The organism is Serratia nevei, from assembly GCF_037948395.1.
In the GTDB taxonomy this organism is placed as follows: Bacteria; Pseudomonadota; Gammaproteobacteria; order Enterobacterales; family Enterobacteriaceae; genus Serratia; species Serratia nevei.
The window spans coordinates 3,118,302-3,144,725 of sequence record NZ_CP149940.1; the positions used below are offsets into that span (position 1 = coordinate 3,118,302).

30 protein-coding genes are annotated in these 26,424 nt (G+C 59.2%); 9 read left to right on the plus strand and 21 right to left on the minus strand.

Annotation, left to right across the window (positions count from 1 at the left end; genetic code table 11):
• Positions 1-20: 20 nt before the first annotated feature.
• The 3 genes from flgD to flgB are packed head-to-tail and all read right to left on the minus strand — an operon-like array spanning position 21 to position 1,534.
• Positions 21-698, minus strand: coding sequence for a flagellar hook assembly protein FlgD (flgD, locus tag V8N38_RS14990; RefSeq protein WP_016927297.1), 678 nt, complete (start codon positions 696-698; stop codon positions 21-23).
• A 12-nt stretch (positions 699-710) separates the two neighbouring features.
• On the minus strand, positions 711-1,115 hold the full coding sequence (gene flgC / locus V8N38_RS14995; protein ID WP_004934826.1) for a flagellar basal body rod protein FlgC: 405 nt from the start codon (positions 1,113-1,115) through the stop codon (positions 711-713).
• A gap of 5 nt (positions 1,116-1,120) precedes the next feature.
• Positions 1,121-1,534 carry a flagellar basal body rod protein FlgB gene (flgB, locus tag V8N38_RS15000; RefSeq protein ID WP_033634995.1) on the minus strand — a complete coding sequence of 138 codons (414 nt, stop codon included), beginning with the start codon at positions 1,532-1,534 and terminating at the stop codon, positions 1,121-1,123.
• A 160-nt stretch (positions 1,535-1,694) separates the two neighbouring features.
• On the opposite strand from flgB, the gene flgA reads away from it, so the two are divergent.
• The 5 genes from flgA to V8N38_RS15025 all read left to right on the plus strand — a co-directional run bounded on the left by flgA (position 1,695) and on the right by V8N38_RS15025 (position 4,165).
• Positions 1,695-2,348, plus strand: coding sequence for a flagellar basal body P-ring formation chaperone FlgA (gene flgA, locus V8N38_RS15005; protein ID WP_060420907.1), 654 nt, complete (start codon positions 1,695-1,697; stop codon positions 2,346-2,348).
• 129 nt (positions 2,349-2,477) lie between these two features.
• Positions 2,478-2,789 (plus strand): flagellar biosynthesis anti-sigma factor FlgM, encoded by a 312-nt coding sequence (flgM, locus tag V8N38_RS15010; RefSeq protein WP_019452957.1) that lies wholly within the window; start codon positions 2,478-2,480, stop codon positions 2,787-2,789.
• Positions 2,790-2,829: 40 nt separating this feature from the next.
• The gene (locus tag V8N38_RS15015) at positions 2,830-3,264 is read left to right on the plus strand and encodes a flagella synthesis protein FlgN (protein WP_033634998.1); all 435 of its coding nucleotides are present in this window, start codon (positions 2,830-2,832) and stop codon (positions 3,262-3,264) included.
• A gap of 230 nt (positions 3,265-3,494) precedes the next feature.
• A complete protein-coding gene (locus V8N38_RS15020; protein WP_033647787.1) occupies positions 3,495-3,866 on the plus strand; it encodes a type II toxin-antitoxin system RelE/ParE family toxin in 372 nt (123 codons plus the stop codon).
• Positions 3,863-4,165, plus strand: coding sequence for a helix-turn-helix domain-containing protein (locus V8N38_RS15025; protein WP_038876832.1), 303 nt, complete (start codon positions 3,863-3,865; stop codon positions 4,163-4,165). The genes V8N38_RS15020 and V8N38_RS15025 overlap by 4 nt, the downstream gene beginning before the upstream one ends.
• A 2-nt stretch (positions 4,166-4,167) precedes the next feature.
• Here V8N38_RS15025 and V8N38_RS15030 read toward each other — a convergent pair whose 3' ends face one another.
• The 17 genes from V8N38_RS15030 to flhD all read right to left on the minus strand — a co-directional run bounded on the left by V8N38_RS15030 (position 4,168) and on the right by flhD (position 20,941).
• Complete coding sequence (locus tag V8N38_RS15030; RefSeq protein WP_060420791.1) at positions 4,168-4,572, minus strand: flagellar protein FlhE; 405 nt, start codon at positions 4,570-4,572, stop codon at positions 4,168-4,170.
• The gene (flhA, locus tag V8N38_RS15035; protein ID WP_038876828.1) at positions 4,572-6,650 is read right to left on the minus strand and encodes a flagellar biosynthesis protein FlhA; all 2,079 of its coding nucleotides are present in this window, start codon (positions 6,648-6,650) and stop codon (positions 4,572-4,574) included. Before flhA ends, V8N38_RS15030 begins: the two co-directional genes overlap by 1 nt.
• Complete coding sequence (gene flhB, locus V8N38_RS15040; RefSeq protein ID WP_047730459.1) at positions 6,643-7,794, minus strand: flagellar biosynthesis protein FlhB; 1,152 nt, start codon at positions 7,792-7,794, stop codon at positions 6,643-6,645. Before flhB ends, flhA begins: the two co-directional genes overlap by 8 nt.
• A gap of 126 nt (positions 7,795-7,920) precedes the next feature.
• Positions 7,921-8,319, minus strand: coding sequence for a type II toxin-antitoxin system tRNA(fMet)-specific endonuclease VapC (gene vapC, locus V8N38_RS15045; RefSeq protein ID WP_033640020.1), 399 nt, complete (start codon positions 8,317-8,319; stop codon positions 7,921-7,923).
• Entirely contained in the window at positions 8,319-8,552 is a 234-nt protein-coding gene (gene vapB, locus V8N38_RS15050) for a type II toxin-antitoxin system VapB family antitoxin (RefSeq protein ID WP_041035628.1), read from the minus strand. The genes vapC and vapB overlap by 1 nt, the downstream gene beginning before the upstream one ends.
• A gap of 125 nt (positions 8,553-8,677) precedes the next feature.
• On the minus strand, positions 8,678-9,322 hold the full coding sequence (gene cheZ / locus V8N38_RS15055) for a protein phosphatase CheZ (RefSeq protein ID WP_004934858.1): 645 nt from the start codon (positions 9,320-9,322) through the stop codon (positions 8,678-8,680).
• Between the two features lie 10 nt (positions 9,323-9,332).
• Positions 9,333-9,722, minus strand: a complete 390-nt coding sequence (gene cheY / locus V8N38_RS15060; RefSeq protein ID WP_004934862.1) for a chemotaxis response regulator CheY — start codon at positions 9,720-9,722, stop codon at positions 9,333-9,335.
• Between the two features lie 102 nt (positions 9,723-9,824).
• Positions 9,825-10,874 (minus strand): protein-glutamate methylesterase/protein-glutamine glutaminase, encoded by a 1,050-nt coding sequence (locus tag V8N38_RS15065; RefSeq protein ID WP_015378262.1) that lies wholly within the window; start codon positions 10,872-10,874, stop codon positions 9,825-9,827.
• Complete coding sequence (gene cheR / locus V8N38_RS15070) at positions 10,874-11,746, minus strand: protein-glutamate O-methyltransferase CheR (RefSeq protein WP_025159837.1); 873 nt, start codon at positions 11,744-11,746, stop codon at positions 10,874-10,876. The genes V8N38_RS15065 and cheR overlap by 1 nt, the downstream gene beginning before the upstream one ends.
• A gap of 37 nt (positions 11,747-11,783) precedes the next feature.
• Entirely contained in the window at positions 11,784-13,400 is a 1,617-nt protein-coding gene (locus V8N38_RS15075; protein WP_047730456.1) for a methyl-accepting chemotaxis protein, read from the minus strand.
• 76 nt (positions 13,401-13,476) lie between these two features.
• Positions 13,477-15,147 carry a methyl-accepting chemotaxis protein gene (locus V8N38_RS15080; RefSeq protein WP_060420782.1) on the minus strand — a complete coding sequence of 557 codons (1,671 nt, stop codon included), beginning with the start codon at positions 15,145-15,147 and terminating at the stop codon, positions 13,477-13,479.
• A 196-nt stretch (positions 15,148-15,343) separates the two neighbouring features.
• A complete protein-coding gene (gene cheW, locus V8N38_RS15085) occupies positions 15,344-15,844 on the minus strand; it encodes a chemotaxis protein CheW (protein WP_025303271.1) in 501 nt (166 codons plus the stop codon).
• Between the two features lie 32 nt (positions 15,845-15,876).
• Entirely contained in the window at positions 15,877-17,898 is a 2,022-nt protein-coding gene (cheA, locus tag V8N38_RS15090; protein ID WP_147839806.1) for a chemotaxis protein CheA, read from the minus strand.
• Positions 17,895-18,974, minus strand: coding sequence for a flagellar motor protein MotB (gene motB / locus V8N38_RS15095; RefSeq protein ID WP_147839805.1), 1,080 nt, complete (start codon positions 18,972-18,974; stop codon positions 17,895-17,897). The genes cheA and motB overlap by 4 nt, the downstream gene beginning before the upstream one ends.
• Complete coding sequence (motA, locus tag V8N38_RS15100; RefSeq protein ID WP_015378266.1) at positions 18,971-19,861, minus strand: flagellar motor stator protein MotA; 891 nt, start codon at positions 19,859-19,861, stop codon at positions 18,971-18,973. The genes motB and motA overlap by 4 nt, the downstream gene beginning before the upstream one ends.
• A 145-nt stretch (positions 19,862-20,006) precedes the next feature.
• Positions 20,007-20,591 (minus strand): flagellar transcriptional regulator FlhC, encoded by a 585-nt coding sequence (flhC, locus tag V8N38_RS15105; RefSeq protein WP_019452971.1) that lies wholly within the window; start codon positions 20,589-20,591, stop codon positions 20,007-20,009.
• Positions 20,591-20,941 carry a flagellar transcriptional regulator FlhD gene (flhD, locus tag V8N38_RS15110; RefSeq protein ID WP_033643537.1) on the minus strand — a complete coding sequence of 117 codons (351 nt, stop codon included), beginning with the start codon at positions 20,939-20,941 and terminating at the stop codon, positions 20,591-20,593. Before flhD ends, flhC begins: the two co-directional genes overlap by 1 nt.
• A 1,348-nt stretch (positions 20,942-22,289) precedes the next feature.
• Here flhD and ydgT point away from each other — a divergent pair.
• The 3 genes from ydgT to V8N38_RS15125 all read left to right on the plus strand — a co-directional run bounded on the left by ydgT (position 22,290) and on the right by V8N38_RS15125 (position 24,239).
• On the plus strand, positions 22,290-22,505 hold the full coding sequence (gene ydgT / locus V8N38_RS15115) for a transcription modulator YdgT (RefSeq protein ID WP_004934895.1): 216 nt from the start codon (positions 22,290-22,292) through the stop codon (positions 22,503-22,505).
• Positions 22,506-22,702: 197 nt separating this feature from the next.
• The gene (uspC, locus tag V8N38_RS15120; RefSeq protein ID WP_060420775.1) at positions 22,703-23,122 is read left to right on the plus strand and encodes a universal stress protein UspC; all 420 of its coding nucleotides are present in this window, start codon (positions 22,703-22,705) and stop codon (positions 23,120-23,122) included.
• Positions 23,123-23,207: 85 nt separating this feature from the next.
• Complete coding sequence (locus tag V8N38_RS15125) at positions 23,208-24,239, plus strand: NADP-dependent oxidoreductase (protein ID WP_060420772.1); 1,032 nt, start codon at positions 23,208-23,210, stop codon at positions 24,237-24,239.
• A 34-nt stretch (positions 24,240-24,273) separates the two neighbouring features.
• On the opposite strand, the gene pcp is transcribed toward V8N38_RS15125, so the two are convergent.
• On the minus strand, positions 24,274-24,921 hold the full coding sequence (gene pcp / locus V8N38_RS15130; protein WP_060420769.1) for a pyroglutamyl-peptidase I: 648 nt from the start codon (positions 24,919-24,921) through the stop codon (positions 24,274-24,276).
• A gap of 97 nt (positions 24,922-25,018) precedes the next feature.
• On the opposite strand from pcp, the gene V8N38_RS15135 reads away from it, so the two are divergent.
• Entirely contained in the window at positions 25,019-25,951 is a 933-nt protein-coding gene (locus V8N38_RS15135; protein WP_060439709.1) for a LysR family transcriptional regulator, read from the plus strand.
• The last annotated feature ends 473 nt before the right edge of the window (positions 25,952-26,424 follow it).

The window sequence follows — 26,424 nt, forward strand, 5'->3', positions numbered from 1 at the left end:
ATTGAGCCTGATGCTTAGGGTTATAAGATCTGTCGCACGTCTTCCAGGGTGGCGTTGCCCGCCAGGCCGAGATCCAGCTTGGCGCCGTTGCCGTCGCGGATCACGCCGTTCACCAGCCCGAAGTGCAGGCTACGCGCCACCAACTGTTCACCGTTGCCTTTGGCGTTAATCGCCACTTTGTAGGCGCCGTCTGGCGCGGTGGAGCCGTCGTCCAGCGAACCGTCCCAGGTGAAGGCGTGTACGCCGGCGGTCAGGCCGCCGATTTCGATGGTGCGCACCACCTGCCCGCTGGCGTTGGTGATGGTGGCGGTCACCTGATCGGCGGCGCGCTCCAGTTCCACGCCGAACGGCGTGGTGCTGACCTTGCCATCCTTGCTGCCGACCAGAATGTTGTTGCCCGGCACCATCACGCCGTGACCGATCAGCGCCGTCGCCTGCAGCGACTGGTTGCTGTTGATCTGGCCGGAGATCGAGCCCAGCGTGGTGTTGAGTTTTTCGATGCCCTGAACGGTGTTGATCTGCGCCAGCTGCGAAGTCAGCTCGTTGTTCTGCATCGGATTGGTCGGATCCTGGTTTTTCAACTGCGCCACCAGCAGCGTCAGGAAGCTGTTGTGCAGATCCTGGCTGTTGGTATTTTTGCTGTTGTTACCGATGACGGTGTTGTCCAACGACTCGTTAGTGGTTGCGGCAATAGCCATGGGAACCTCCGGTTACTGACCCAGCGTCAGGGTTTTCATCATCATCGACTTGGTGGTGTTGAGCACCTCGACGTTGGCCTGGTAGCTGCGGGAAGCGGAGATGGTGTTGACCATTTCCCCCACTACGTCGACGTTCGGCATGCGCACGTAGCCCTTGGCGTCCGCCAGCGGGTTGCCCGGCTGGTACACCAGACGCTCGGGCGCCGGATCGTCCACCACCTGGGCGACGCGCACGCCGCCGGTCGGCTGCCCGGGCGCCGCCGCGACCTGGAACACCACCTGCTTGGCGCGGTAAGGCTCGCCGTCCGGGCCGGTCACGCTGTCGGCGTTGGCCATGTTGCTGGCGCTGACGTTCATGCGCTGGGATTGCGCCGATAACGCCGAGCCGGAGATATCAAAAATGTTCAGTAAAGACATGCGCCTTATCCTTGTTGCAGCACGGACATCATCCCTTTGATCTGCCCGTTGAGCAGCGTCAGGTCGGTCTGATATTTCAGGCTGTTATCGGCAAAGTTGGTGCGTTCGCGATCCATGTCCACCGTGTTGCCGTCCATCGACGGCTGGTCCGGTACCCGGTACAACAGATCGAGCTGCGGCGGCTGCAGGGTTTGCGCCGGGATGTGGCGCGCCGCCGTCAGGTTCAGCGACATGCCGTTGCCGTTGACGCGCCCTTGTTCCAGCACTTTGTTCAATTGGCTGGCGAAATCGATATCCCGCGCCTGATAACCCGGTGTGTCTGCGTTGGCGATGTTGGCGGCCAGAATTTCCTGCCGCTGGGCGCGCAAGTTCAGCGCCTCTTGGCCAAAGCGCAGAGCCGCGTCCAGTTTGTCGAGCATGCTCCCTCCGCGAGGTTAGAATTTGGAGTCGACAGGATAAACGTCCCCAGCGCCACCCTATCGCGGGAATAGACGCAAAATGGGGCGCTATTTATCTGCTTAGCCTGCGCGCGCTGCGGGTACACTTACGCGTATCCCGATGAAGCTTGAGAAGATGACGATGAAAGGTAAAATGCTGCTGCTTATCGGCCTGCTGTGCAGTCTGAACGCGCGCGCCGACGATCTGGCGACGCAAATCGAAAGCTTCATCAAAGGCAAGTTCACCGGCGAGCCGGTACAGGTGAAAGTGCGGGTGCGCACGCCGCCGGCCCAATGGCCCGCCTGCGAACTGCCCCAGCTGTCGCTGCCGCCCAACGCGCGGATCGGCGGCAACGTCAGCATTTCGGCGCGCTGTGGCCAGGAGCGGCGTTTTATCCAGACGCAGGTGCAGGTGTTCGGCCGCTATCTGGTTTCGGCGCGCGGCATCAGCGCCGGCAGCCGGTTGACCGCGGCGGATCTGGCGTTGAAGGAAGGCCGGCTCGATACCCTGCCGCCGCGCGCGCTGACCGAAGCGGGCAAAGCGTTAGGCGCCGTCAGCCTGCGCAATATCAGCCCCGGCCAACCGCTGACCCTCGCCATGCTGCGCCGAGCTTGGATTATCAAAGCCGGGCAACCGGTACAGGTCACCGCGCAGGGCGAAGGGTTCAACATCAGCGGTGCGGGCAAGGCGATGAACAACGCCGCCGCCGAAGACAGCGTGCGCGTGCGCATGGCGTCCGGGCAGATCGTCAGCGGCGTGGTCGGGGACGACGGCGCGATTCGCATTACGTTATAAAAAAGTAAAGGTTCCGCAAACCTTGCCGATAAGACAAATCAAGCAGCATTTTATTGGCCACCAGGGCCGCAAAACTTTCATTGCAGCGTCGTCGCCCCCGAGCGGTCACGGCGTAAACGGAGATGGACCATGAGTATCGATCGCACCCAGCGGTTACAGCCGGTTTCCACTGTGCAACCGCGTGAAACCCCGGCCGACAACCCGCTCCAACCGCGTAAGGCCGCCGTGGCCGAAACGGCCGTCAGCGGCACGCAGGTCAAACTGAGCGAGGCGCAGGCGCGCCTGATGCAGCCGGGCACCCAGGATATCGATATGGGCCGGGTCGAGGCCATCAAGCAGGCGATCCGCAACGGCGAACTGAAGATGGACGCCGGCAAAATCGCCGACGCGCTGCTGCAAGACGCGCAGAGCGACATTCAATGGATCGCCGGGCGCGACTGACGGCGCGGCGGCGAGTAGCGGTAAAGGATAAGTCATCACTATGGAAAACCTGGCACAACTGCTGGATAAACTGTTGGAAACGCTGCAGGCGCTCAATGGCGTGCTGGAGGAAGAGCACGACTTGCTGTGTTCCGGCCAGTTGCCCGGCGTGGCGCTGCAGCGCGTAACCGATGCCAAAAGCCAACTGCTGGCGACGGTCGCCTACCTCGAGCAACAGCGCCTGGGGCAGGAAAAAGCCTGCGGGCAACGCGCGCCCTACGCCAGCCATGCGCCCTTGGCCGATCGCTGGCAACGCGTTCAACTGCTGAGCCAAACGCTGCGCGAGAAGAATCAGCACAATGGCCTGTTGCTCAATCAGCAGATCGACCATAACGCTCAGGCGCTGGCGATCCTCAGCAAGAACAACAAATCGCTGTATGGCCCGGACGGCCAGTCGCACGCCGGCAGCCTGCTCGGCAGAAAAATCGGCGTCTAACCCCCCTGATTTCGCCCGGTGTGCGCACCACCGGGCGCGGGTTTACCCGGCTATGCGCGCCCTCTCGCATTTTCTTCTTATCGCTTTCTGAATTCCCTTAACGTTATGCGCCAGGCTGCGCAGAACGGATATTTGCCTGTTCCTCATCACTCCCTATTTCGTCATCTTAGCTCGGTCGTTAAACATCTTGATCTATACCCACTAAGGGTATATTTTCACACGGAGAGTGAATGACCGACATTTATCTCACAAAAGCCTTCCAGACATTTGCCGGCGACGAACGCATCAGTGACGCCACGATAGTGAAAGCGGCGCGAGAGATGCAAAATCAGTTGTACGACGCCAATCTCGGTGGTTGCGTTTACAAAAAACGCATCGCCCGGATGGGGAGTGGAAAACGGCGCGGGTATCGGGTATTAATCGCAACGGCAGATGAAGGCAGGATCTTTTTCATGTATGGCTTTGCCAAAAACGAAAGAGACAACATCAATCAGGATGAGTTAATTTCCTGGCGGCATTTGGCGGCGCTGTATCTGGATTATTCACCATTCAGACTGTATCAGCTGGTCAACTGCGGGGAATTAATAAGGTTACAACTATGAGCAAGATGCTGAAATCGATCCACCAGGAAGTTCAGGGCCTGCACCGCGCCGGTTTCGTCGACGACGTGACCATGCGCACCTTCGACATGCTGTGTCTGCGGCCGGTGAAACAGTTCGGGCCGGCCGAGATCCGCGCGCTGCGCGAACGGGAAAACGTCAGTCAGCCGGTGTTTGCGCTGTATCTCAACGTCAGTAAAAAGGCGGTACAAAAATGGGAGCGCGGCGAAGCGCAACCGAACTCCGCCGCAATGAAGCTGCTGTCACTGGTGGAACGCAACGGCCTGCAAATTCTGGCCTGATCCTACTGATAATTGACGATGACCTGATTGCCAATCACGCGCAGCGGCGGGTTCAGCCCGCCTTGCGACTGCACGTAATAGACAAAGCGCAATTCCGCATTGGCCGGTTCGCCCTGCAAACCGTTGCTGCTGCCGCTGCCGCCGCCGAGCGGAATGCAGCGGTTCACCGTACACAGCTGGGCCTGCAGCCCGACCGGCTCCGGCCCCAGTAAACGGTAGCGCCAGCTGACGCTGGTGATGCGCGCATTGGCATCCGGCAACGCGTTCGGCGGCCGCAAACCGGCGGACTCATCGCGCATGCCGCCCTGTTCCAACGTCACGCCCCCCCCTTCGGCCACCCAGGAACCGGACACCGCACCGGCGGTTAACGGCGCCAGCAAACACAACACGAACAGACAGCGTTTCATCAGGCGGCTCCAATGGTCGACGTCATGCGAATCTGGCGATCGTCGTTGATTTCGAGGTTGGACAACACCACGATCTGCGGCAGGCTGCGGCGCAGGAAGCGCGCCAGCAAGGCCCGCAGCGCATGGTTGACCAGCAGCACCGGCGGCGCGCTGAGCATCTCTTGCCGCTGCAGCGCCTGGCGCGCCTGATCCAGCAGGCGATCGGCCAGCCCCGGCTCCAGACCGCCACCGCCCTGCAACGCCTGCAACAACAGGCGCTCCAGTTGGGTATCCAAACCGATGACCTGAATCTCGCCGTTGCCCGGGAACCACTGCTGCGTGATCGCCCTGCCCAGCGCTACCCGCACCACGGTGGTCAGCTCATAAGGATCGCTTTGCGCCGGAGCATGCTCCGCCAGCGTTTCGACGATGGTGCGCATATCGCGGATAGAAACACGCTCGGCCAGCAGGTTTTGCAGCACCTTGTGCAGCGTGGTCAGTGATACCACACCCGGCACGAAGTCTTCGGTCAGTTTCGGCATCTCCTGCGACACGCGATCCAGCAACTGTTGGGTTTCCTGGCGGCCAAACAGCTCGCTGGCGAACTGGCCGATCAGGTGATTGAGGTGCGTCGCCACTACGGTGCTGGCTTCCACCACGGTAAAGCCCTGGATCTGCGCCTGCTCGCGCAAGGCGCTGTCGATCCACACCGCCTCGAGCCCAAAGGCCGGATCGACGGTTTTGTCTCCCGCCAGCTCACCCACGGCATTGCCGGGGTTGATCGCCAGCCAGCGGCCCGGCTGCGCTTCACCGCTGCCGATTTCGACGCCTTTCATCAGAATGCGGTAGCTGGCAGGCGGCAGTTCCAGGTTGTCGCGAATGTGTACCACCGGCGGCAGATACCCCATGTCCTGCGCGAATTTCTTGCGAATACCGCGGATACGCCCCAGCAGCTCACCGTTTTGTTGAAAATCGACCATCGGAATCAACCGATAGCCTACTTCCATCCCCAGCGGATCCTCCAACTGCACGTCGGCCCAGCTGGCTTCGGCGGCCTGCGGGTTGTCCGGCATCACCGGCGCCTCCACCGCTTTCGGTGCCTGTTGTTCACGGCCGCGCAGCCACCAGGCCAGGCCCAGCAAAGCGGCGGTAAACAGCAGGAACACCAGGTTCGGCATGCCCGGCACCAGGCCCAACAGCCCCAGTACCCCGGCGCTCAGCAGCATCACGCGCGGATTGTTGAACAGCTGGCCCACCATCTGCTCGCCGACGTCCTGATCGGTCGCGACGCGAGTGACGATAACGCCGGCGGCGGTAGAGATCACCAACGCCGGGATCTGCGCCACCAGGCCGTCGCCGATGGTCAGCAGCGTATAGCTTTCCGCTGCCGCCCCCAGCTCCATGCCGTGTTGCACCACGCCGACCAACAGGCCGCCGACCACGTTCAGCACCATGATCATCAGGCCGGCGATGGCGTCGCCGCGCACGAATTTACTGGCACCGTCCATCGAGCCGTAGAAATCGGCCTCCTGGGTGACTTCGGCGCGGCGTTTCTTCGCTTCGTCCTCGCCGATCAACCCGGCGTTCAGATCGGCGTCGATCGCCATCTGTTTACCCGGCATGCCGTCCAGGACAAAACGCGCGCCCACTTCGGCGATACGCCCGGCCCCCTTGGTGATGACCATGAAGTTGATCAACACCAGGATGATGAACACCACGATACCGATGGCGAAGTTGCCGCCCACCAGGAAGTGCCCGAAGGCCTCCACCACGCGGCCGGCGGCGGCGGAACCGGTGTGCCCCTCCAGCAAGATGATGCGCGTGGACGCGACGTTGAGCGACAAACGCAGCAGCGTGGAGAACAGCAGAATGGTCGGGAAGGCGGCGAATTCGAGCGTGCGCTGGGTGAACATCGCCACCAGCAGCACCATGATCGACAGCGCGATGTTGAAGGTAAACAGCAGGTCGAGGATAAACGCCGGCAACGGCAGCACCATCATCGACAGGATCAACAGGATCAACACCGGGCCGGCCAACACCTGCCACTGCGTATCTTTAAAATTGCCCGGCAAACGAAGCAGGGAGGCCAAATTAGCCATCAGAGTCACTCTCTCTTGCAAAATCCAGTGCTTCCGGCACCGGTAAACGTTCAGGTTTTTTCGGGATCAGGCCGCCCTCGCGCCGCCAGCGGCGCAGTTGGTACACCCAGGCCAGCACTTCGGCGACCGCGGCATACAGGGTGGCCGGAATATGTTGTCCAATCTCGCTGTGTCGATACAGCGCACGCGCCAGCGGCGGCGCTTCCAGCATCGGGATGCGGTGCTCCGCACCGAGTTCGCGAATGCGCAAGGCGATTTCGCCGGCCCCCTTGGCCAGCACTTTCGGCGCACTCATTTTTTTGTCGTTGTACTGCAACGCGACGGCGTAGTGCGTCGGGTTGGTGACGATCACGTCCGCCTTGGGCACATCGGCCATCATGCGGCGCCGGGCGATCGCCCGCTGCTGCTGGCGAATACGTCCCTTAACGTGCGGGTCCCCTTCCTGGTCTTTGAATTCGTCGCGAATATCCTGCTTGGTCATCTTCAGCTTTTTGAAGTGGCTCCACAGCTGGTAGAACACGTCGAACGCCACCATCGGCGTCAATCCCAGCACCACCAGAAAACCGCAGAACAGAATCATCTGCAGCGCATTGCCCAACGCGTCGAGCGGCTGCTGGGTCATCAGATGCAGCATTGCCGCCCAGTTATGCCAGAGATAGAGGCCAGTCACCCAGCCGACCAGCGTCGCTTTCAGGATCCCTTTCAGCAGCTCGGCCAGCACCTGGCTGGAAAAGATGCGCTTCAATCCGGACAACGGGTTCAGCCGCTTCAAATCGAATTTGATCGACTTGCCGCTGAACAGAATGCCTCCCAACAGCATCGGCGCGGCGAGCGCCACCAGCACCAGCCCCGCCATGATTGGCAACAGCGCCAGTACGGCCTGGCGCAGCAACATGCCCAGCTGGCGCAGCATCTGTTTATCGTTGCTGACCATGCCATGGTCGAAGTTCAACCCCTGCGTGAGCATCGCCGCCAGCTGTTGCGCCATGTTGCTGCCGGACATCAGGATGATCGCGAGGCCCGAGAGCAGCATCAGTACCGAGGTCAGTTCGCGGGAACGCGGGATCTGGCCGTCTTCACGCGCCTTCTCCAGCCTGTGGGGCGTGGGGGCCTCGCTTTTTTCCAGATCGCTGTCTTCAGCCACGAAACGCCGTTCCTGTGTCGAGAGGGTAAAGAATGGCGGTCAGCATGCCAAAAAATTGGCGATGTCATTGACGGAACAACGGGGGAAAAGGCGGGTTATTTAGGGGATGAGACCATCAGGGAGAGGTTACAACCAATTTTCCAGCCGCAAACCCTCAACGCGCTCAAATTCGCGTCGATTATTGGTCACCAGGATCAATCCTTCGCTGCGCGCATGCCCGGCGATATGTAGATCGTTTACGCCAATAGGCGTTCCCTGGCGTTCCAGCGCAGCCCGGATGTTGCCGTAGTGCGATGCTGCTTTGGCGCTGTAATCGAGAATGTCCAATCGGGAGACAAAATCCTCAACGACTCTGGCGTTCACCGCTGGGCGAGCGCTTTTCTCCACCCCGTGAACCAATTCGCCATAGGTGATCGACGAAATGACCATTTTACCTGCATAGCGATTGAATGCCTCCAGCACTTCCAGCGGGCGGCGCTTAATGACATAGATAACAATGTTGGTGTCCAGCATATGACTGAACATCAAAAATCTTCCCGCTCGCGCTGGTGCTGCCCGGCACGTTCATTGAGGAAATCATCGCTCACCTCATTTTCCGCACAGAAGAAGCTATCCCAGGTATTCTCCAGGGGGGCAAGAATGCGCTCTTTGCCCACTACGCGGACGGTCACTTTAGAAACGGTATCAGGGAAACGCACCTCTGCAGGCAAGCGTACAGCCTGTGTCCGATTATTGGTAAAGACAGAACCTAACGTCATGGCGACCTCCTTTAACTGGAGTACAAATTATAACCGCCATGATGTATATAGCAATGCTATATACATTAATCTTTGCGGGACACCGCGCAACTTTCGGGGCGCGCCGTCGCGCGCCCCGAAAAGCCTCAGAAACCGAGGCTGTCGAGCAGATCGTCGACCTGCGCCTGGTTGGCGATCACGCCGACGCCGTTCTGGTCGAGCTGCGGGCCGTTCAGCAGGCTGTCGTTCGGCCGTTTTTCCTTCACCGGCTGCTCCGGCATGTTTTCCATCAGCACCATCAGCAGCTGCTTTTCGATCTCCTGCACCACGTCCATCATGCGCTTGATCACCTGGCCGGTCAGATCCTGGAAGTCCTGCGCCATCATGATTTCCAGCAGTTGGGCATTGGTGAAGGCCGTATGGCCCGGCACCTGATCCAGATACTGGCGCGTGTCGTTAACCAGAGAACGCGCGTCGTCCAGTTCGATGGGGTTGGCGAACCACTCGTCCCAGCGCCCTTTCAACGCGTTCGCGCCGGATTCCAGCTCCGCCTGGCGCGGTTGCGCCGCCTCCACGCAGTTCAACGCCCGTTCCGCCGCCTGCGCCGTCATGGTTACGACATAGTCAAGACGGTCGCGCGCATCCGGGATCGCCTCTGCCGCCTGGGCGATCGCCTGATCGAGCCCCAGTTCGCGCATGCTGTCGCGCAGCATTCGGGTCAGTTGGCCGATGCGGGAGATGATCTCTCCCGCGGTCGCTGCATCGCTGGCAGGCATTGGAATGTCTCTCATCGCCCTCTCCTTACATGCCCAATTTTTCAAAAATCTTGTTGAGCTTTTCTTCCAGCGTCGCCGCCGTAAAAGGTTTCACTACATAACCGCTGGCGCCGGCCTGCGCCGCCGCGATGATATTTTCTTTCTTGGCTTCCGCCGTCACCATCAGTACCGGCATCGCGGCCAGCGCGCTATCGGCGCGGATGGTTTGCAGCAGCTCCAGCCCGTCCATGTTCGGCATGTTCCAGTCGGACACCACAAAGTCGAAACCGCCGGCGCGCAGCTTGTTCAGCGCATCCGCGCCGTCTTCAGCTTCTTCGACGTTGTTGAAGCCCAGCTCTTTGAGCAAATTTCTGACGATGCGGCGCATGGTGGAGAAATCGTCCACAACCAGAAATCTGAGGTTCTTGTCTGCCATTGTTACTCCTGAAATAGTTAACCGTTTAATGATGCAAAACCGCAGGCCGCCGCGCGGCGAACCTGGGTCATATCGCCGCCGGGAAGACCCTGCGGACTAAAATCAAATGCGCAATGCCTGGCCGCCGGCGATCTGCGCCAGCATGCGCTGGCTCATCCTGTCCAGCTCGACCACTTCGCTGACGCCGCCGCTGGCGATCGCCTCGCGCGGCATGCCGAACACCACGCAGCTCGCCTCGTTCTGCGCCAGGGTATAGGCCCCGGCGCGGTGCATCTCCAGCATCCCCGCCGCTCCGTCGTTGCCCATCCCGGTGAGGATCACGCCCACCGCATTGCGGCCGGCATATTGCGCCACCGAGCGGAACAGCACGTCGACCGAGGGGCGATGGCGGTTGACCGCCGGGCCGTCATGCAGCTTCACCTGATAGTTGGCGCCGCTGCGCGTCAGCTCCAGGTGACGATCCCCCGGAGCGATGTAGGCGTGGCCCGGCAGTACGCGCTCGCCGTCCTCCGCTTCTTTCACCGTGATCTGGCACAGCTTGTTCAGCCGCTCGGCGAACGAACGGGTGAAACCCGGCGGCATGTGCTGGGTGATCAGCAGCGCCGGGCTGGTTGCCGGCAACGGCTGCAGCACCTGGCGGATCGCTTCGGTGCCGCCGGTGGAAGCGCCGATGGCGATCAGTTTTTCACTGCTCAGCAGCGGCGCATGGCTGAGGATCGCCGGCGCCGGGCTGCTGGAACGCTGCGGCAGGCGTGCTCTGGCGGCGGTGCGGATCTTCTCGGCAATCAGCTCGCTGTAGGCCAACATGCCCTCGCGAATGCCGAGCTGCGGTTTGGTCACGAAGTCCACCGCGCCCAGTTCCAGCGCGCGCAGCGTGATTTCCGAGCCTTTGCCGGTCAGCGAAGAGACCATCACCACCGGCATCGGCCGCAGGCGCATCAGCTTCTCGAGGAAATCCAGCCCGTCCATGCGCGGCATCTCGACGTCCAGCGTCAGCACCTGAGGATTAAATTTTTTGATCAGATCGCGCGCCACCAACGGATCCGGCGCGGTCGCCACCATCTCCATGTCGGCGTGGCCGTTCACGATTTCCGTCATCAGCTGGCGCATCAGTGCCGAATCGTCTACGCATAACACTCTGATTTTACTCATTACCTCTCCTTGGTCAGCCCATACACGGTCTGCCCACGCAAGTAGAAATCCCGGCTGATCTGGCTGAAATTCTCGGAGTGGCCGGCAAACATCAGCCCCCCCGGCTTAAGCAAGGGAACGAAGCGGCGCAGGATGCGCTCCTGCGTCGCCTTATCGAAATAGATCATGACGTTGCGGCAAAAAATGGCGTCGAATTGCCCCGGCAGCGCCCACTCCGGCGCCAGCAGGTTCAGCGGCTGAAAGTTCACCCGCGCCGCCAGCTCCGGCCGCACGCGCACCAGCCCCTGATGCGGCCCGGTGCCGCGCAGAAAATAGCGCTGCATTTGGGTCGGCGTCAGGGTGCGCAGATCTTCCTGGCGGTAAACGCCCGCCTCCGCTTTTTCCAGCACCTGCGTATCGATATCGCTGGCCCAAACCTGGCAACTGCCGGCCCGTTGGCCCAATGCATCGCTCAGAGTGATGGCGATCGAATACGGTTCTTCGCCGGTCGAGGCCGCAGTGCTCCAGACGCTGTAGCCGTTCGGCCGCGAGCGCGCGTGCTCCGCCAGGATCGGGAAGTGATGCGCCTCGCGGAAAAAGGCCGTCAGGTTGGTGGTCAGCGCGTTGATAAACGCCTGCCACTCCGCGCTGTTCGGGTCGCTTTCCAGCAGCGCCAGGTAGTCGCCGAAATCGTGCAATCCCAACAGCCGCAAACGGCGCACCAGGCGGTTGTAAACCATCTCGCGCTTATGCTCCGCCAGCACAATGCCGGCGCGTTGATAAATCAACTGGCTGATACGGCGAAAATGCACGTCCGACAGCGGCAGGCGCTGCACCATTTGCGTCAACATCGACGCAGTATCCCGGTTAGAAGTTGACGGCGCCTGTTTCATGCCACCTCACCGGGGAAAAACGTGCTGCTTATGCGGTTTAACAATCTTGGGCTTCCTTTACCACGGGTGAAACTGCGTTGTTGCTGTTACCTGGCGCGACGAAGTTATCGTCCGCCAGACGGAATACCGCGACCGCGTCGGCCAGGGTAATGGCCTGCTCTTCCAGCGCGGTGGCGGCCGAAGCGGACTCTTCCACCAGCGCGGCGTTCTGCTGGGTGACCTGATCCATCTGGGTCACCGCCTGCGTCACCTGCTCGATGCCGCGGCTCTGTTCATCCGAAGCCGACGCGATCTCGCCCATGATGTCGGTCACGCGGGTCACCGAACGCACGATGTCCTGCATGGTGGCGCCGGAGTTTTCCACCAGCACCGAGCCGTGTTTGACGCGGCTGACCGATTCGTCGATCAGCACCTTGATCTCTTTCGCCGCCTGCGCGCTGCGGCTCGCCAGGTTGCGCACTTCGCCGGCGACCACGGCGAAACCGCGCCCCTGTTCACCGGCGCGCGCCGCTTCCACCGCCGCATTGAGCGCCAGAATGTTGGTCTGGAAAGCGATGCCGTCAATCACGCTGGTGATGGCGCCGATTTTCTGCGAACTGTTGGCGATATCGTGCATGGTGGTCACCACGTCGCCGGCCAGTTCGCCGCCCTTGGCCGCGGTGGCCGAGGCGTCGCGCGCCAGCTGAGAGGCCTGCCGCGCATTGTCGGCGTTCTGTTTCACCGTGGCGGTCAGCTGTTCCATGCTGGCGGCGGTTTCTTCCAGCGAAGCGGCCTGCTGCTCGGTGCGGGAAGAGAGATCGTTATTGCCTTCGGATATCTCCTGCAGGCCGATCAGAATCGACTCCGCCCCGTCGCGCACGGCGCCGACGGTGCCGATCAGCGACTGCTGCGTGCGTTGCAGGCTGGCGAACAGCATGCTGATTTCATTGCGGCCATACACCTGAATCGGCGTCGCCAAATCGCCGGCGGCGATGCGTTCAAAGTGGCTGCGGATTTGGTTCAGCGGCTGCACCAACATGGTACGCAGCCACCACATGGCGCTGCCGGTCACCACGATCAGCATCAAGACCGCCCCTGCCAGCATCAGGCCCGCCAGCGTGAAGGAGAACTGGTTGGCGTCTCTGGCTTCGCTGATGTCGCCGTTGACCAGCTGCAGGTACTGCACGAAGTCGGCCTCGAACAGGTCCTGGGTTTTCTGCGTCGGCTGATCCATAAATGCCTGCAGCTCCCCCTTCTCCAGGAAGCCGATCAGCTCGCGCAGCGCGCCGCGCAGCCGCTCGTAGCTGGCCTTGGTCGTTGCCGTCTGCTGACTCTGTTGCTCACTGCTGCGCTCAACCGCCATGAACTGATTGAAATAGAGATCGGCCTTCTGCAGCGAACTGCGGGCGCTGCTCATCAATTCGTTCACCTGCTCCTGCGGCAGTTTCAGCGCCGCGCGGGTGCCGGCGCGGTTCAGCGTATTGCGCGCCTGCAACAGCGACACCCAGCTCAGGCTGAGCGAATCGCGCTGCTGGCTGCCGAGGGTGATGATGTCGAGGTTGTGGTTATCGGAGCGAAACGCGGAATACGACAGGCCGCTGCTGGCCAACTGCAGAACGCAGAAGGTCATCAACAACAGGAACAAGCTGGTAGAGATACGGATTCGGTTAAACACTGTGAACCTCCTTGCAGCCGGCCGGCGACCGGCCTACGTAGGGAAAAGGGCCTCTGCGAGAGAGGCCCGATACCGGTCAGAACGTTTCCCAGTTATCCTGCAGATCGCTGGCGTTCATTTTCTTATGATTGATTACCGGTGTTACCGTCGCCTTGCTGGTGGCAGGCGCTTTAAACTCTTCCTGGCCTTCCGACCTCAGGCGGAATACCGCCACCGACTGGGTCAGCATGCTGGCCTGTTCTTCCAGCGCTGCCGCCGCCGAGGCGGATTCTTCCACCAACGAGGCGTTCTGCTGGGTCACGCGGTCCATTTCCGCTACCGCCTGGCCAACCTGATCGATACCGCGGCTCTGCTCGTCAGAAGCCGACGCGATTTCGCCCATGATGTCGGTCACGCGGGTAACGGCGTTGACGATATCGCCCATGGTTTCGCCGGCGCTTTCCACCAGCACGGAGCCCATATCGACGCGGCTGACCGAGTCTTCGATCAGGCCTTTGATCTCTTTTGCCGCCTGCGCGCTGCGCTGCGCCAGGTTGCGCACTTCACCGGCCACCACCGCGAAGCCGCGGCCCTGCTCACCGGCGCGCGCCGCTTCCACCGCGGCGTTCAACGCCAGGATGTTGGTCTGGAAGGCGATGCCGTCGATCACGCCGGTGATATCGGCGATTTTCTGCGAGCTGCCGGCGATGTCGTGCATGGTCTGCACCACGTTGGCCACGACCTTGCCGCCTTTCTGCGCGGTTTCGGAGGCGCTCAGCGCCAGCTGTGAAGCCTGACGGGCGTTTTCGGCGTTCTGTTTCACCGTCGCGGTCAGCTGTTCCATGCTGGCGGCGGTCTCTTCCAGCGAAGCGGCCTGCTGCTCGGTGCGGGAGGAGAGATCGTTGTTGCCCGCGGCGATTTCCGACGCGCCGCTGTAGATGGCGTCCGCGCCCTGACGCACGCCGCTGACGGTTTCGATCAGTTCGCTTTGCATGTGTTTCAGGCTGGCCGCCAGCACGCCCATTTCGTTGCGGCTGGTGACGACGATCTGCTGAGTCAGGTCGCCGGCGGCGATCTGTTTGATGTGGTCAATCATGCGGTTCAGCGGGCGCACCAGGATGTGATGAATGCCGGTCCAGGCCAGTACGATCACCGCCAGCACCACCACCAGAATCACGATCAGCGTCCAAATGGCCGAGTTGTAGGAGCTGTTGCTGCCGTCGACCGCGATTTGATACAGCTTGCCGTTTTGCTCCAGATAAACGTTGTAGCTCTGCTCAAAGTTGTCCTGGTAGCTCTGCGTAGGCTGATCGAAGAAGGCGTTAATCTTGCCTTCGCCCAGCAGTTGGATCAGTTCGGAGAGCGCGCCGTACAGAATGTCGTACTGTTGCTTAACGCGCTCTGCTGACTGGGGATCCTGACGCGGATCCTGAGGGATTTTTTCGTAAGCGGCATAGTGTCTTTCCGCCTCGGCCAGCTCTTCTTTCGCTTTGCCCAGCAGTTCATCAATGGTGGCGCCGCTGCCGATCTTATTGGTATCCATCATGTAGCGAATACCGGCACGGTTCAGGGAGTTGCGCGCCTGCAGCAGGTCAACGCGGCTTTCACTCAGCTGCAGCTGCTGCTGGCGGATAGTTTGCAGGACGGTAAAGTTTTCCTTATCGCTTTTCAGCGAGGAGAAAAAGAGTCCGCCCGAAATCAACTGCAAGGCGCCAAACAGCACCAACACCAGCAACAGGCTGGTGACCACCTTCATACGATTTAACATGATTTCCCTTGTTGAAGCCCGCGCAGACAGGCTCTGATGACGTTGAATGTGAGAGTTATCGGCGCCGTGCGGCAAAACTTTATGCGGGAAAGTAACTATTTTTAGTGGGGGTTCCGGGCTCGGTCGGCGGCGTCGCGACAGGTCAGGAAGAGTGATGGATGAAGGGGGCAAGCGCCCTGCCCCCTCGGGTCATGAATCAGACGCTTTTCGCCACGCTGTCGACCAGCGACATCTCTTCGCTGCTCAGCAGCTTTTCGATATCCACCAGGATCAGCATGCGCTCGCCCAGCGAACCGAGACCGGTGAGGTATTCGGTCGCCAGCGTCACCGCGAACTCCGGCGCCGGGCGGATCTGCTCGGCGGTCAGCGACAGCACGTCGGAAACGCCGTCGACCACGATGCCCACCACGCGCTGGCCAAAGTTCAGCACGATCACCACGGTGTTTTCATCGTAAGACACGCTTTGCTGTGAGAATTTCACCCGCAGATCGATGATCGGGACGATCACGCCGCGCAGGTTAGTGACGCCCTTGATGAACGCCGGCGTGTTGGCGATACGGGTCACCTGGTCGTAGCCGCGAATTTCCTGCACCTTGAGGATATCGATGCCGTACTCCTCGTTGCCCAGGGTAAAAATCAGAAACTCTTGCCCTACCGTTTCGCCAGCCAATTTGCTGACGGCTGCCAATCCTGCCATATCATTCACCTTTTAAATCAATAAACTCATTATTATGCGGCGGCGTCCGTCAGACGCTTTTCACGGTTCAAGGTTTGCAACGCCGAGACATCGACGATCAAGGCCACGCTGCCGTCGCCCAAAATGGTCGCGGCGGAGATGCCCGGCACTTTGCGGTAGTTGCTTTCCAGATTCTTCACCACCACCTGATGTTGGCCAATCAGCTGATCCACCAGCAACGCATAGCGGCGGCCGGCGCTTTGCAGGATAACGACGATGCCCTGCGTGGCGTCGGTTTTGGCGCCTTCCACTTCAAATACCCGATACAGCTCCACCAGCGGCAGATATTCGCCGCGCACCTGCAGCACGCGTTCGCCGCCGGCCAGCGGATGCAGATCTTCTGCCTGCGGCTGCAGCGATTCCATTACCGCGTTCAGCGGCAGGATAAAGACTTCGTCGTTCACCTTGACCGACATGCCGTCGAGGATCGCCAGCGTCAGCGGCAGCAGGATGCGGATGGTGGTGCCTTTACCGGCCTGCGAACGGATCTCGACGTGGCCGCCCATCTCCTGAATATTTCGTTTCACCACGTCCATGCCGACGCCGCGGCCGGAAACGTCGGTCACCTGCTCGGCGGTGGAGAAGCCCGGTGCGAAGATCAGCATGCCGACCTCTTCATCGCTCATGCTGTCGCTCACCGCCAGCCCTTGCGACGCGGCCTTGGCGAGAATTTTTTCGCGGTTCAGGCCCGCGCCGTCATCGATAACCTCAATGCAGATGTTGCCGCCCTGGTGTTCGGCCGACAGCACCAGATTGCCCACCGCCGACTTGCCGGCGGCGATGCGGGTGGCCGGCTCTTCGATACCGTGATCGAGGCTGTTGCGCACCAGGTGCGTCAACGGATCGATAATGCGTTCGATCAGGCTCTTGTCCAGTTCGGTGGAACTGCCCTGCAGCGTCAGCTCCACCTGCTTGTTCAGCTTGCCGGCCAGATCGCGCACCAGGCGCGGATAGCGGCTGAAGACGTATTCCATCGGCATCATGCGGATCGACATCACCGACTCCTGCAGATCGCGCGCGTTACGCTCCAGCTGGCTCATGCTGTTCAGCAGATCGCCGTGGTTCACCGGATCGAGCGTGCCGGAGCGCTGCGCCAGCATCGACTGGGTGATCACCAGCTCGCCCACCAGGTTGATCAGCTGATCCACCTTTTCCACCGCCACGCGAATGCTGGTGGACTCGCTCGCCTTGGCGCGCGCTTTCGGCGCTTCCGCCGGAGCGGCGGCCGGTTTGGCGGCAGGCGGCGCGGCGTTCGCGACCGGCGCAGGTGCAGCTTCCGGCGCGGCGACCGCTGCCGGTAAGCTCGCTTCTGCAACGGCCGGTTCGCTCTGCGTCGGCGTCGAGAAGCTGATTTGTTCCGGCTCCAGCACGAAGCACAGCACGGCGCTGATGTCGTCTTCGCTGGCGGAGGTGAGCAACGTCACGTCCAGACTGTGTTCCGTCTGATGAGGGTCTTTAACCTCGCCGAGGTTGCCCAGCTCTTCCAACATCAAGGGGATTTCACTGGCTTTCAGCCCGTTCAGGCTGATGCGCATGCCGCCTTCGATCGCCGCCGGCGCAGCCACCGGCTTCACGACAGGCTGCTGAACGGCCGGTTGAGCCGCAGGCGCCTCCTGCTGCTGTTGCGCCTCCAACGCCAGCTGGCGCAGCGCCTGGCAAATGTATTCAAAGCTTTCGGCATCAGGCTGTTGCGAGGTTTTATAGGCGTCCAGTTGCTCCTGCATAATGTCTTTGGTTTCCAGAAACAGGTTGATAATCTCGGTGCTCAGGCTCATTTCCTGGCGTCTTGCACCGTCCAGCAGGTTCTCCAGCAGGTGGGTCGTTTCCTGCAGCACCGAAAAGCCAAAGGTCGCCGCACCGCCCTTGATCGAGTGCGCCGCGCGGAAGATGGCGTTCAACGGCTCGATATCGGGGGCCAGCGGATCCAGCTCCAGCAGGTGTTGCTCCATGTCGGCCAGCAACTCGTCCGCCTCATCAAAGAAGGTCTGATAAAAATCGCTAATGTCCATGCTCACGGGGTCACCTCTGGCTGTGAGTCGCGGTTAGTCGGTGCGGGTGCGGCCGCCGGTTGTTCCGGCGCTTGGCCGGCCGGGGCTATCGCCGGGGATGTCTGCGATTGAGCGACAGGGTCTGCCGCCGGCGGCGGCGTCGCTTGATCGGTCAGCGTTACCGCCTGGGGTTCCGGCGTTTGGCTGGCCGGCGCAGTCGCCGACGGCGCCAGCTGCTTCAGGCTAGCCGGCTGGGCGATATCCATCGCGTTGCTTTCGGCATTTTCGTGTTCGATGCCTTCTTGCGTTTGCTTATTCAGCACCAGCACGGTGATGCGACGGTTAATCGCGTCATCGGCACCGTGCTGTTTCAAGCTCATGGTGGCCGCCATGCCCACCACCCGCAGCACTTTGCCTTCCGCCAGGCCGCCGGCGATCAGCTCGCGCCGGGAGGCGTTGGCGCGATCGGCCGACAGTTCCCAGTTGCTGTAGCCGCGCTCGCCGGTGGCGTAAGGGATATCATCAGTGTGGCCGGACAGGCTGATCTTGTTCGGCAGGTCGTTAAGGATCGGCGCTATCGCCCGCAGAATATCGCGCATGTAGCTCTCGACCTGCGCGCTGCCGGTTTTGAACATCGGCCGGTTCTGACTATCGATAATCTGGATGCGCAGCCCTTCGTCCATCATGTTGATCAACAGATGCGGACGCAGCGCCTTCAGGCGCGGGTCGGACTCAATCAATTCGTCCAACTTTTCGCGCAGCTTGTTCAGGCGCAGCTCTTCGGCGCGCGAGTCCGGCGAGTCGACCTGCTTTCTCACCAGGCCGTGCTGCTGGGTAGGATCGTCGCCGCCGCCCGGGATCGGGCTGCTTTCGGAACTGCTCTTGTCGCCGCTGGTCAGGGCGACCTTGAGCGGCGTGCGGAAATATTCGGCGATTTGCGTCAGCTCCTGCGGGCTGGCGATCGCCAGCAGCCACATCACCAGGAAGAACGCCATCATCGCCGTCATAAAGTCGGCATAAGCGATCTTCCAGGAGCCGCCGTGATGGGCGGCATGATGCGACTTGCGCTTTCTGACCAGAACGACCGGATGATTCTGTTTCATGCTTCTTCTTCTTCCGTCGCCTGCTGCGCCGGCGCTTTCACGCGGCGCACGTGTTCTTCCAGCTCAACGAAAGAAGGACGCTCGGTGGTGTACAGCGTTTTACGGCCAAACTCGACGGCGATCTGCGGCGCGTAACCGTTCAGGCTCGACAGCAGCGTGACCTTGATGCACTGCATCATCTTGACGTTTTCGGCGCTCTTCTGGCGCAGCAACGTGGCCAGCGGCGAGATAAAGCCGTAGGCCAGCAAAATGCCGAGGAAAGTACCGACCATGGCGTTAGCGATCAGCGCGCCCAGTTCCGCTGCCGGCCGATCGGCCGAAGCCAGGGCGTGCACCACCCCCATCACCGCCGCGACGATACCAAACGCCGGCAAGGAGTCGCCCACCATCGCCAGGCTGCCGGCGGGCACTTCACTTTCCTGCTCGTAGGTTTCGATCTCTTCGTCCATCAGCGCTTCGATCTCGAACGCATTCATATTGCCGCTCACCATCAGCCGTAAATAGTCGGTAATGAACTCCACCAGGGTGTTATCGGCAAGGATGCGCGGATAATTAGAGAAAATTTCACTTTCTTGTGGATTATCGATGTCGAACTCGAGCGACAGCATGCCTTGCTGACGCGATTTGGCCAGCAGGCGGAACAACAGCGCCATCAGATCCATGTACAGATCTTTGTTGTATTTGGAACGGCGCATCAGCCGCGGCAGCGCGCGCAGCGTAGCCTTGATCGCCTTGCCGTTGTTGCCGACGATGAAAGCGCCGACCCCCGCCCCGCCGATAATCAGAAACTCCGCCGGTTGATATAACGCACCGAGATGACCGCCCACGATCAGGTAGCCGCCAAACACCGCACCCAATACCACGAGATAACCCAAAATAACTAGCACACGCATTCCTTAAATTAACAATGTGGATGGAAGGTGGGGCAAACGCGCCCTGGCGCGACAGACCAGGCTGCGTGTCTGGGGGCGGCATGCCGCCCCTGCGTATCACACGTCGGTATTCATTGCCGAGAGCCGGCAATGTGGCGGCTCAAATGGCGCGTTTGACCTGCTCGTCCAGCAGTTGAGGAATAATATCGGCCAGTTGCGGCGAAAGTTTACGTCTTTTTACGGCGCGGGATGGGGGTTGGCATAAACTGCAGATGAAACCGTTCAGCGGCTGGTGCGCGTGGGTGATAAATGCGCCGCCACAGCAGCTGCAGGCGGAAAGCTGCAGCATGCCGCTGTCGACGAAACGCACCAGCGTCCAGGCACGGGTCAGCGCCAGCAGCGGCGCATCGCCGGCCTGCTGGGGGCACTGCTCCAGATAGAGGCGATAGGCTTTAATCACCGCTTCGACCCCGCTGCACTGCCCGCTTTTCATCAGAAACAGGTAGGCGTTGTAAAACATCGACGAGTGAATATTCTGTTCCCAGGTCATAAACCAGTCGGTTGAGAACGGCAACATCCCTTTTGGCGGCGGGCTACCGCGCAACTCCTTATAAAGTTTAATCAAGCGCCCGCGGCTGAGCTGGGTTTCGCTCTCCAGCATCTGCAAACGGGCTCCCAGTGAAATCAGCTCCATGGCGAGCTGAATGTCCTTGGCTTCTTGAACAATACTTTTCTCAACCATCATCAGGCTCTTTTCTTCGTCGGGCTAGCGTCTTTACTCGATAGCTCTTGCAGTAAATGGCTTGATAGCAAAATGCCGGTATGGATTTGTTGCAGATCGTCGACGCGCGACTCTTTGGTCAGGCGTTCGATGGTCTGGTGATCGTTAAAGCGGAAGTGGCAAACCAGCTGGTTGGTCTCGGCCAGTTTGACCATTTGCGGTAAAGTCAGCTGCGCCAACGCGTCGGCCATGGTTTCATCGATACCAAGGCGGAACATCGCGGACGCTTTTTCATCGTTGATCAAACGCTGTGCTAAAAGTAAATATGACAAATTGATGTCATAAATATGCTTAAGTAATTCAGACGTACCCATATTCCCCATCCCGACAGACTATGTTTAAAAACATACGCTGGGTGATAAATTTTATCGCCCGTGACCTGGGTTGTTTCCCAAAGTTGGCAAATTAATCTCTCAAAAACGACTGCTATAATTTTCGCCAATCGCTAAATTCGACCACTGTTCAGTATTTGCTACGAGCGTAAACCAACGTGTATGGATGTACAGCATTCTGCTTCGATAGTGTTTAGTCACCATGAAACTATTTTTACAAATTTAATAAGATTATTCCTAAAGCAGCGCAACTCTACCCCCGAACCATTAGCACACACAATGTAAGTGAGAGGCAATTTTAAATACAATGTGACATAGATCACAAAAATAAAAAATATTTAAGCCAAATACCCCCAAATACGCACATTTATTGACCACCATTTTGCTCACAAAACAGACACAGGTAAAAAAACGTCTTAAAAACAATGTTTATCAGCCAAAAAATTATCTTTTTTAGATCAATTCGAACAAAAGCATCACCAAACCAAAATAACAGAACAAAAATCTGCATGTAGCCGACAAACTCAGCATAAATAACCAGTTAAGCCGCTAAAAAATATCCAAGCTGAAAAATAACCGCTGTAAACTATAAGGTTATTAGCTATCAGATTTGACTTAAGCCCCCCGCTTGAGGCTGTTCTAATTTTCAACATCAGGTGATTAAGGCTTATCAATGATTCGCTGGCGTAGTGAACAAGCAAACAGACGTAACGATATGTTTCCGTATCAGCACGGCGAAAGAATGGTCTTTTTACGTTAAATCACCCCTAAAACGGCATATCGGCAGCACACCCTAAAACTTTAATGCTTTTTTATTTCTTTTCTGTCGCCGTTATAATTATTCCGCAGGTGAATAGATTATTAACCCGCCCCCGTTTCCATCCTTTCATTGCGATAAAATAAAACGCAGTTTTGTTTTACTCCCCCCAATCTTCAGCGTCAGGGAGGTGAAACCTCAACGCAAGCGGCAATGACAAACACCGCGTAATGCCGTTGCGCCTCTTAGGGCGGGTGAAAAAAACGCCGCAAAAGCGACAGCGCGAACTGGCGCGCAGCAGGAACAGCGGCGCTTCTGCCGTCATCCGCGCAGCCTCGTCCTGAGACTTTCCCTATTTCTTCATTTATCAGCAGGATGAGATTGCTGATGACGCACTTGCATATTATGATTTATCGAAGCGCCGCCGCAGGCGACGCCTCATTATTACCCAGTGCAATTTATCTACTTGAAATGATTTTTGTCAGGTCGTACATCACTGCCTCGGCGGCGTCGCCGTGAGCCGCTGATGTGTTATTCACCCGGCTTTAACTATTAACAGGCTATATTTTAATCATGACCGATACGCTCGAATATTTGCTGACATTCCGTAAATGCTCCTCTTTGGACAGCCTGGAAAAGGTGTACGACAAACTGAACTATTCCATTGAAAATGATACAGAAATGAGCAACATGTACCGCGCCGCCGACCACCGTCGCGCCGAGCTGGTTGCCGGTAAATTGTTCGATCTGGGCAAGGTGCCGAAAACGCTGTGGGCGCAGGTGCTTTAATTCAGCGAAATTACGTGCGGCAACGGTTTTATCTTTTATTGCTATATAACCGGGCAAACGCCGCTTTTATTGCCGCGCGTGATGCGAAACACATTTATTACGCCCATCAGGTTCTACCCTTTATCCGAGCGCAGCATGTTCTCTAAGGCCACCGACGCGGCAGCCTGAAACACGGCGGAAACAACAAGGAGTGGGATATGGGGTATCAAAACGTTCTGGTCACCGTCGCCGTCGCGCCTGACAGCCACCGCCTGGTGGAAAAGGCCGTCTCTATCGTCCGCCCCTACGCCGGCAACATCACCCTGTTAAGCACCCTCGCCAACCCGGAAATGTACAACAATTTCGCCGGGCCGATGCTGGGCGATTTGCGCACGCTGATGGAGGAGGAAACCCGGCTGTTTATGGAAGAGCTGCGTCAACGCGCCGGTTACCCGATTGCTGATATGCTGATCGTGCACGGCGAACTGGGTGACAGCCTGGAATACGCCAGCCGCAGCAGGCCGTTCGACCTGCTGCTGTGCGGCAATCACCGCGACGGCATGATGAACAAAGTCTCCTGTTCCGCCGCCCGCTTCATCAATATCAGCCATATTGACGTACTGATCGTCCCGCTCTAAGGCTAAGCACATTCGGTAACGTTGCCTTGCCGCCCCTGAACTAGGCTTAACGAACCTTGTTTGTCGCAATGCAAAGGAGCTCTCGATGTCCCCTTCTCAACAGAACCGCCGCTTCCTGCTGGCCTCGCGCCCCCACGGCGAACCGACGGCGGCGAACTTTCGTCTCGACACCGTCCCCGTGCCGCAGCCCGGCGCGGGACAGCTGTTGTTGCGTACCGTTTATCTGTCGCTGGATCCTTATATGCGCGGGCGCATGAGCGATGCCCCTTCTTATGCGCCGCCGGTCGAGATCGGTCAGGTGATGGTGGGTGGCACGGTCTCGCGCGTGGCGGTCTCACAGCATCCCGACTTCAACGTCGGCGATTGGGTGCTGGGTTATGACGGCTGGCAGGATTATGCCCTGTCCGACGGCAGCGGCCTGCGCAACCTCGGCCCGCACCTGCCGCACCCTTCCCGCCTGCTGGGCGTGCTGGGCATGCCAGGGTTTACCGCTTACATGGGGTTACTCGATATCGGCCAACCGCAGGCGGGTGAAACGCTGGTGGTGGCCGCCGCCAGCGGGGCAGTCGGTTCGGTGGTCGGCCAAATCGGGAAGCTGAAAGGCTGCCGCGTTGTCGGCGTTGCCGGCGGAGCGGAAAAGTGCCGCTATGTGGTGGAAGAATTGGGTTTCGACGCCTGCATCGATCACCGCGCGCCCGACTTTGCCGAGCAATTGGCCGCTGCCTGCCCGCAGGGCATCGACATCTATTATGAAAACGTCGGCGGTGCGGTGTTCGACGCTGTGTTGCCGCTGTTGAACGCCAAAGCCCGCATTCCGGTCTGCGGCATCATTGCCCATTACAATGCCACCGGATTACCCGCCGGGCCGGACCGTTTGCCGCTGCTGGAGGGGCTGATCCTGCGTAAACGCATTCGTATGCAAGGCTTTATCATCTTCGACGACTACGGCTCTCGCTTTGATGAGTTCCTGCAACAGATGAGCAGTTGGGTCGAGCAGGGGAAAATCAAGTTCCGCGAGGACATCGTCGACGGGCTGGAACAGGCGCCGCAGGCGTTTATCGGTCTGCTGCAGGGCAAGAACTTCGGCAAACTGGTGATCCGCGTCGCCGACGAGTAACCGGTAACAGGGCGTGGTACACCACGCCCTGCTTTTAATGCACGGCACCGTCGCCGAATCGCGCATCCTCCTCTACCGTCAGCGTCACCTGCACGATAGTGCGCACCGCTTCCACCATCGTCGCCAGCGCCATACTCGGCTTGCCCGGATGCGCCGCCGCCAGCGTGTGGCTGTACGGAATATGCACGAATCCCCCCCTGACCTTCGCGTGCTGCGTCTCCAGATAGTGCCGCAGACCGTAAAAGATATGGTTGCAGTTATAAGTGCCTGCCGTATAAGACACCCCCGCCGGGATCCCCTGCCGGCGCAGCTGCTGCACCGCGGCCTTGACGGGCAGCGTACTGAAATAGCCCACTGGCCCGCCGGCGACGACCGGTACGTCGATCGGCTGCTTACCGGCATTGTCGGGAATGCGGGCATCGATCAGATTGATGGCCACCCGTTCCAGCGATATCTCGGCACGGCCTCCGGCCAGCCCCAGACAAATCACCGCCAGCGGCTGCAATGCCTCGATCGCAGCGATCAACTGCAGATTGGCCTGGCCCAATACGCAGGGCAGCTCGAGCACCGCGATCTCCGCGCCGGCGATCTGCTCACCGGCCAATGCCTGCGCGACCTGCCAGGAAGGGTTCACCGCGTCACCATCGAACGGCTCAATGCCGGTAACCAAGACTTTGTTCATCATTTCTCCTGACTGAAGGCCAAATTCGTGTGCTACCAGCCTAGAGAACGCAGTATGATTCTGGAAATGGATTATCTGTATATAGAGTATTCATAAAATGAATTTAGCCAACGTCGATCTCAACTTGCTGGTGGTGTTCGAGGCGTTGTATCAGACGCGCAACGTGACCGCCGCAGGCCGGCGTCTCAACCGCGCCCAGCCCTCCGTCAGCAATGCCTTGGCGCGGCTGCGCACGCTGCTGAACGATCCGCTGTTTGTTCGCAGTGGCGGCGGCATGGCGCCCACGCCGCGCGCCCATCAGCTTATGCCGCAGATACGGCAGGTGCTTGAACAGATCCACCTGGCATTGGCACCCCCTGCCCGTTTCGATCCGGCCACCGCCGGGCAACGGCGCTTTACGCTGGCGGCCGGCGACTATGCCGATATCTTACTGTTGCCCGCCATCATCAGCCGGTTGCGTCAGACAGCGCCCGGCATTGATATTCGCGTTTCGCGCTTGGATCGTCACAATATTTACCGGCAGCTGGATCGTGGCGAGGTGGACATCGCGCTGGGAGGGCATCTTTCCGGTACGGAAAGCCACTATGTGCGCACGTTGTTTGAAGAGCATCTGGTGTGCATCGCCAGCCGTTCGCACCCACAGCTGGCGGATGGCCGCTGGGATCTGGCGCGCTATCTCAGCCTGCCGCACGGGCTGTACGCACCGGCCGACGACGGCTCTGCCAGAGGATTGGTCGACCGTCGCCTGGCGGAAATCGGCGGCCAGCGGCGCGTCGCCGTAACCTTTTCGCATATTGTCGCTCTGCCGGCCGTGGTCGCCGACAGCGATCTGATCGCCACCCTGGCCGCCAGCGTGGCTCGACGCTTTTCCGATCCGCAACGCGTACGTTTTCTCCCGCTGCCCGACGAGTTGGCCATCGCCCCCTTTCCCATTGAACTGATCGCCGGCCGGCAGGTGCAACGCGACCCGGCCTTAATCTGGCTCTGCGAACTGATCGGCCAAATTCCCTTCAATTTCTGCCCGGCTTAACGCCGGCACTCGCTGCATTTTCAATCGTTCAAACCCGCACCTCAGGCCCCGTCGCTGGGCCTTTTTTCGCCCACCAAATAGGAATCATCCGAATTCACATTCGACAAATTTATATATTTGATCATCTTTAACTGGCAAATGGTAAGGATAAAAAACAGTCAGTGACTTTTTTTACGAAAAAAAAGAGTTGTTTTATAAACACGTTGGTTTAAGTGTTACAGATTTACTTTTTGGTATTACCAATTTCCCAATAATTTGAGATAAAAAATGATCTGCTCGCATCTATATGTTTTAGATAATAAAAATCAAGATCGTGAGCAAGTTAACGAATTGAGCATTGATCCACAAGGCTATTTTGCAAATGCAGAGCTCTATTGTAGACTGCACAAATCGTGCCTTTGTGTAAACTTTGTTAAATCTTTCGTCAGTTCCTGTCTCAATTCGTGACAGATACGCCATCGGGATCGCGCGTC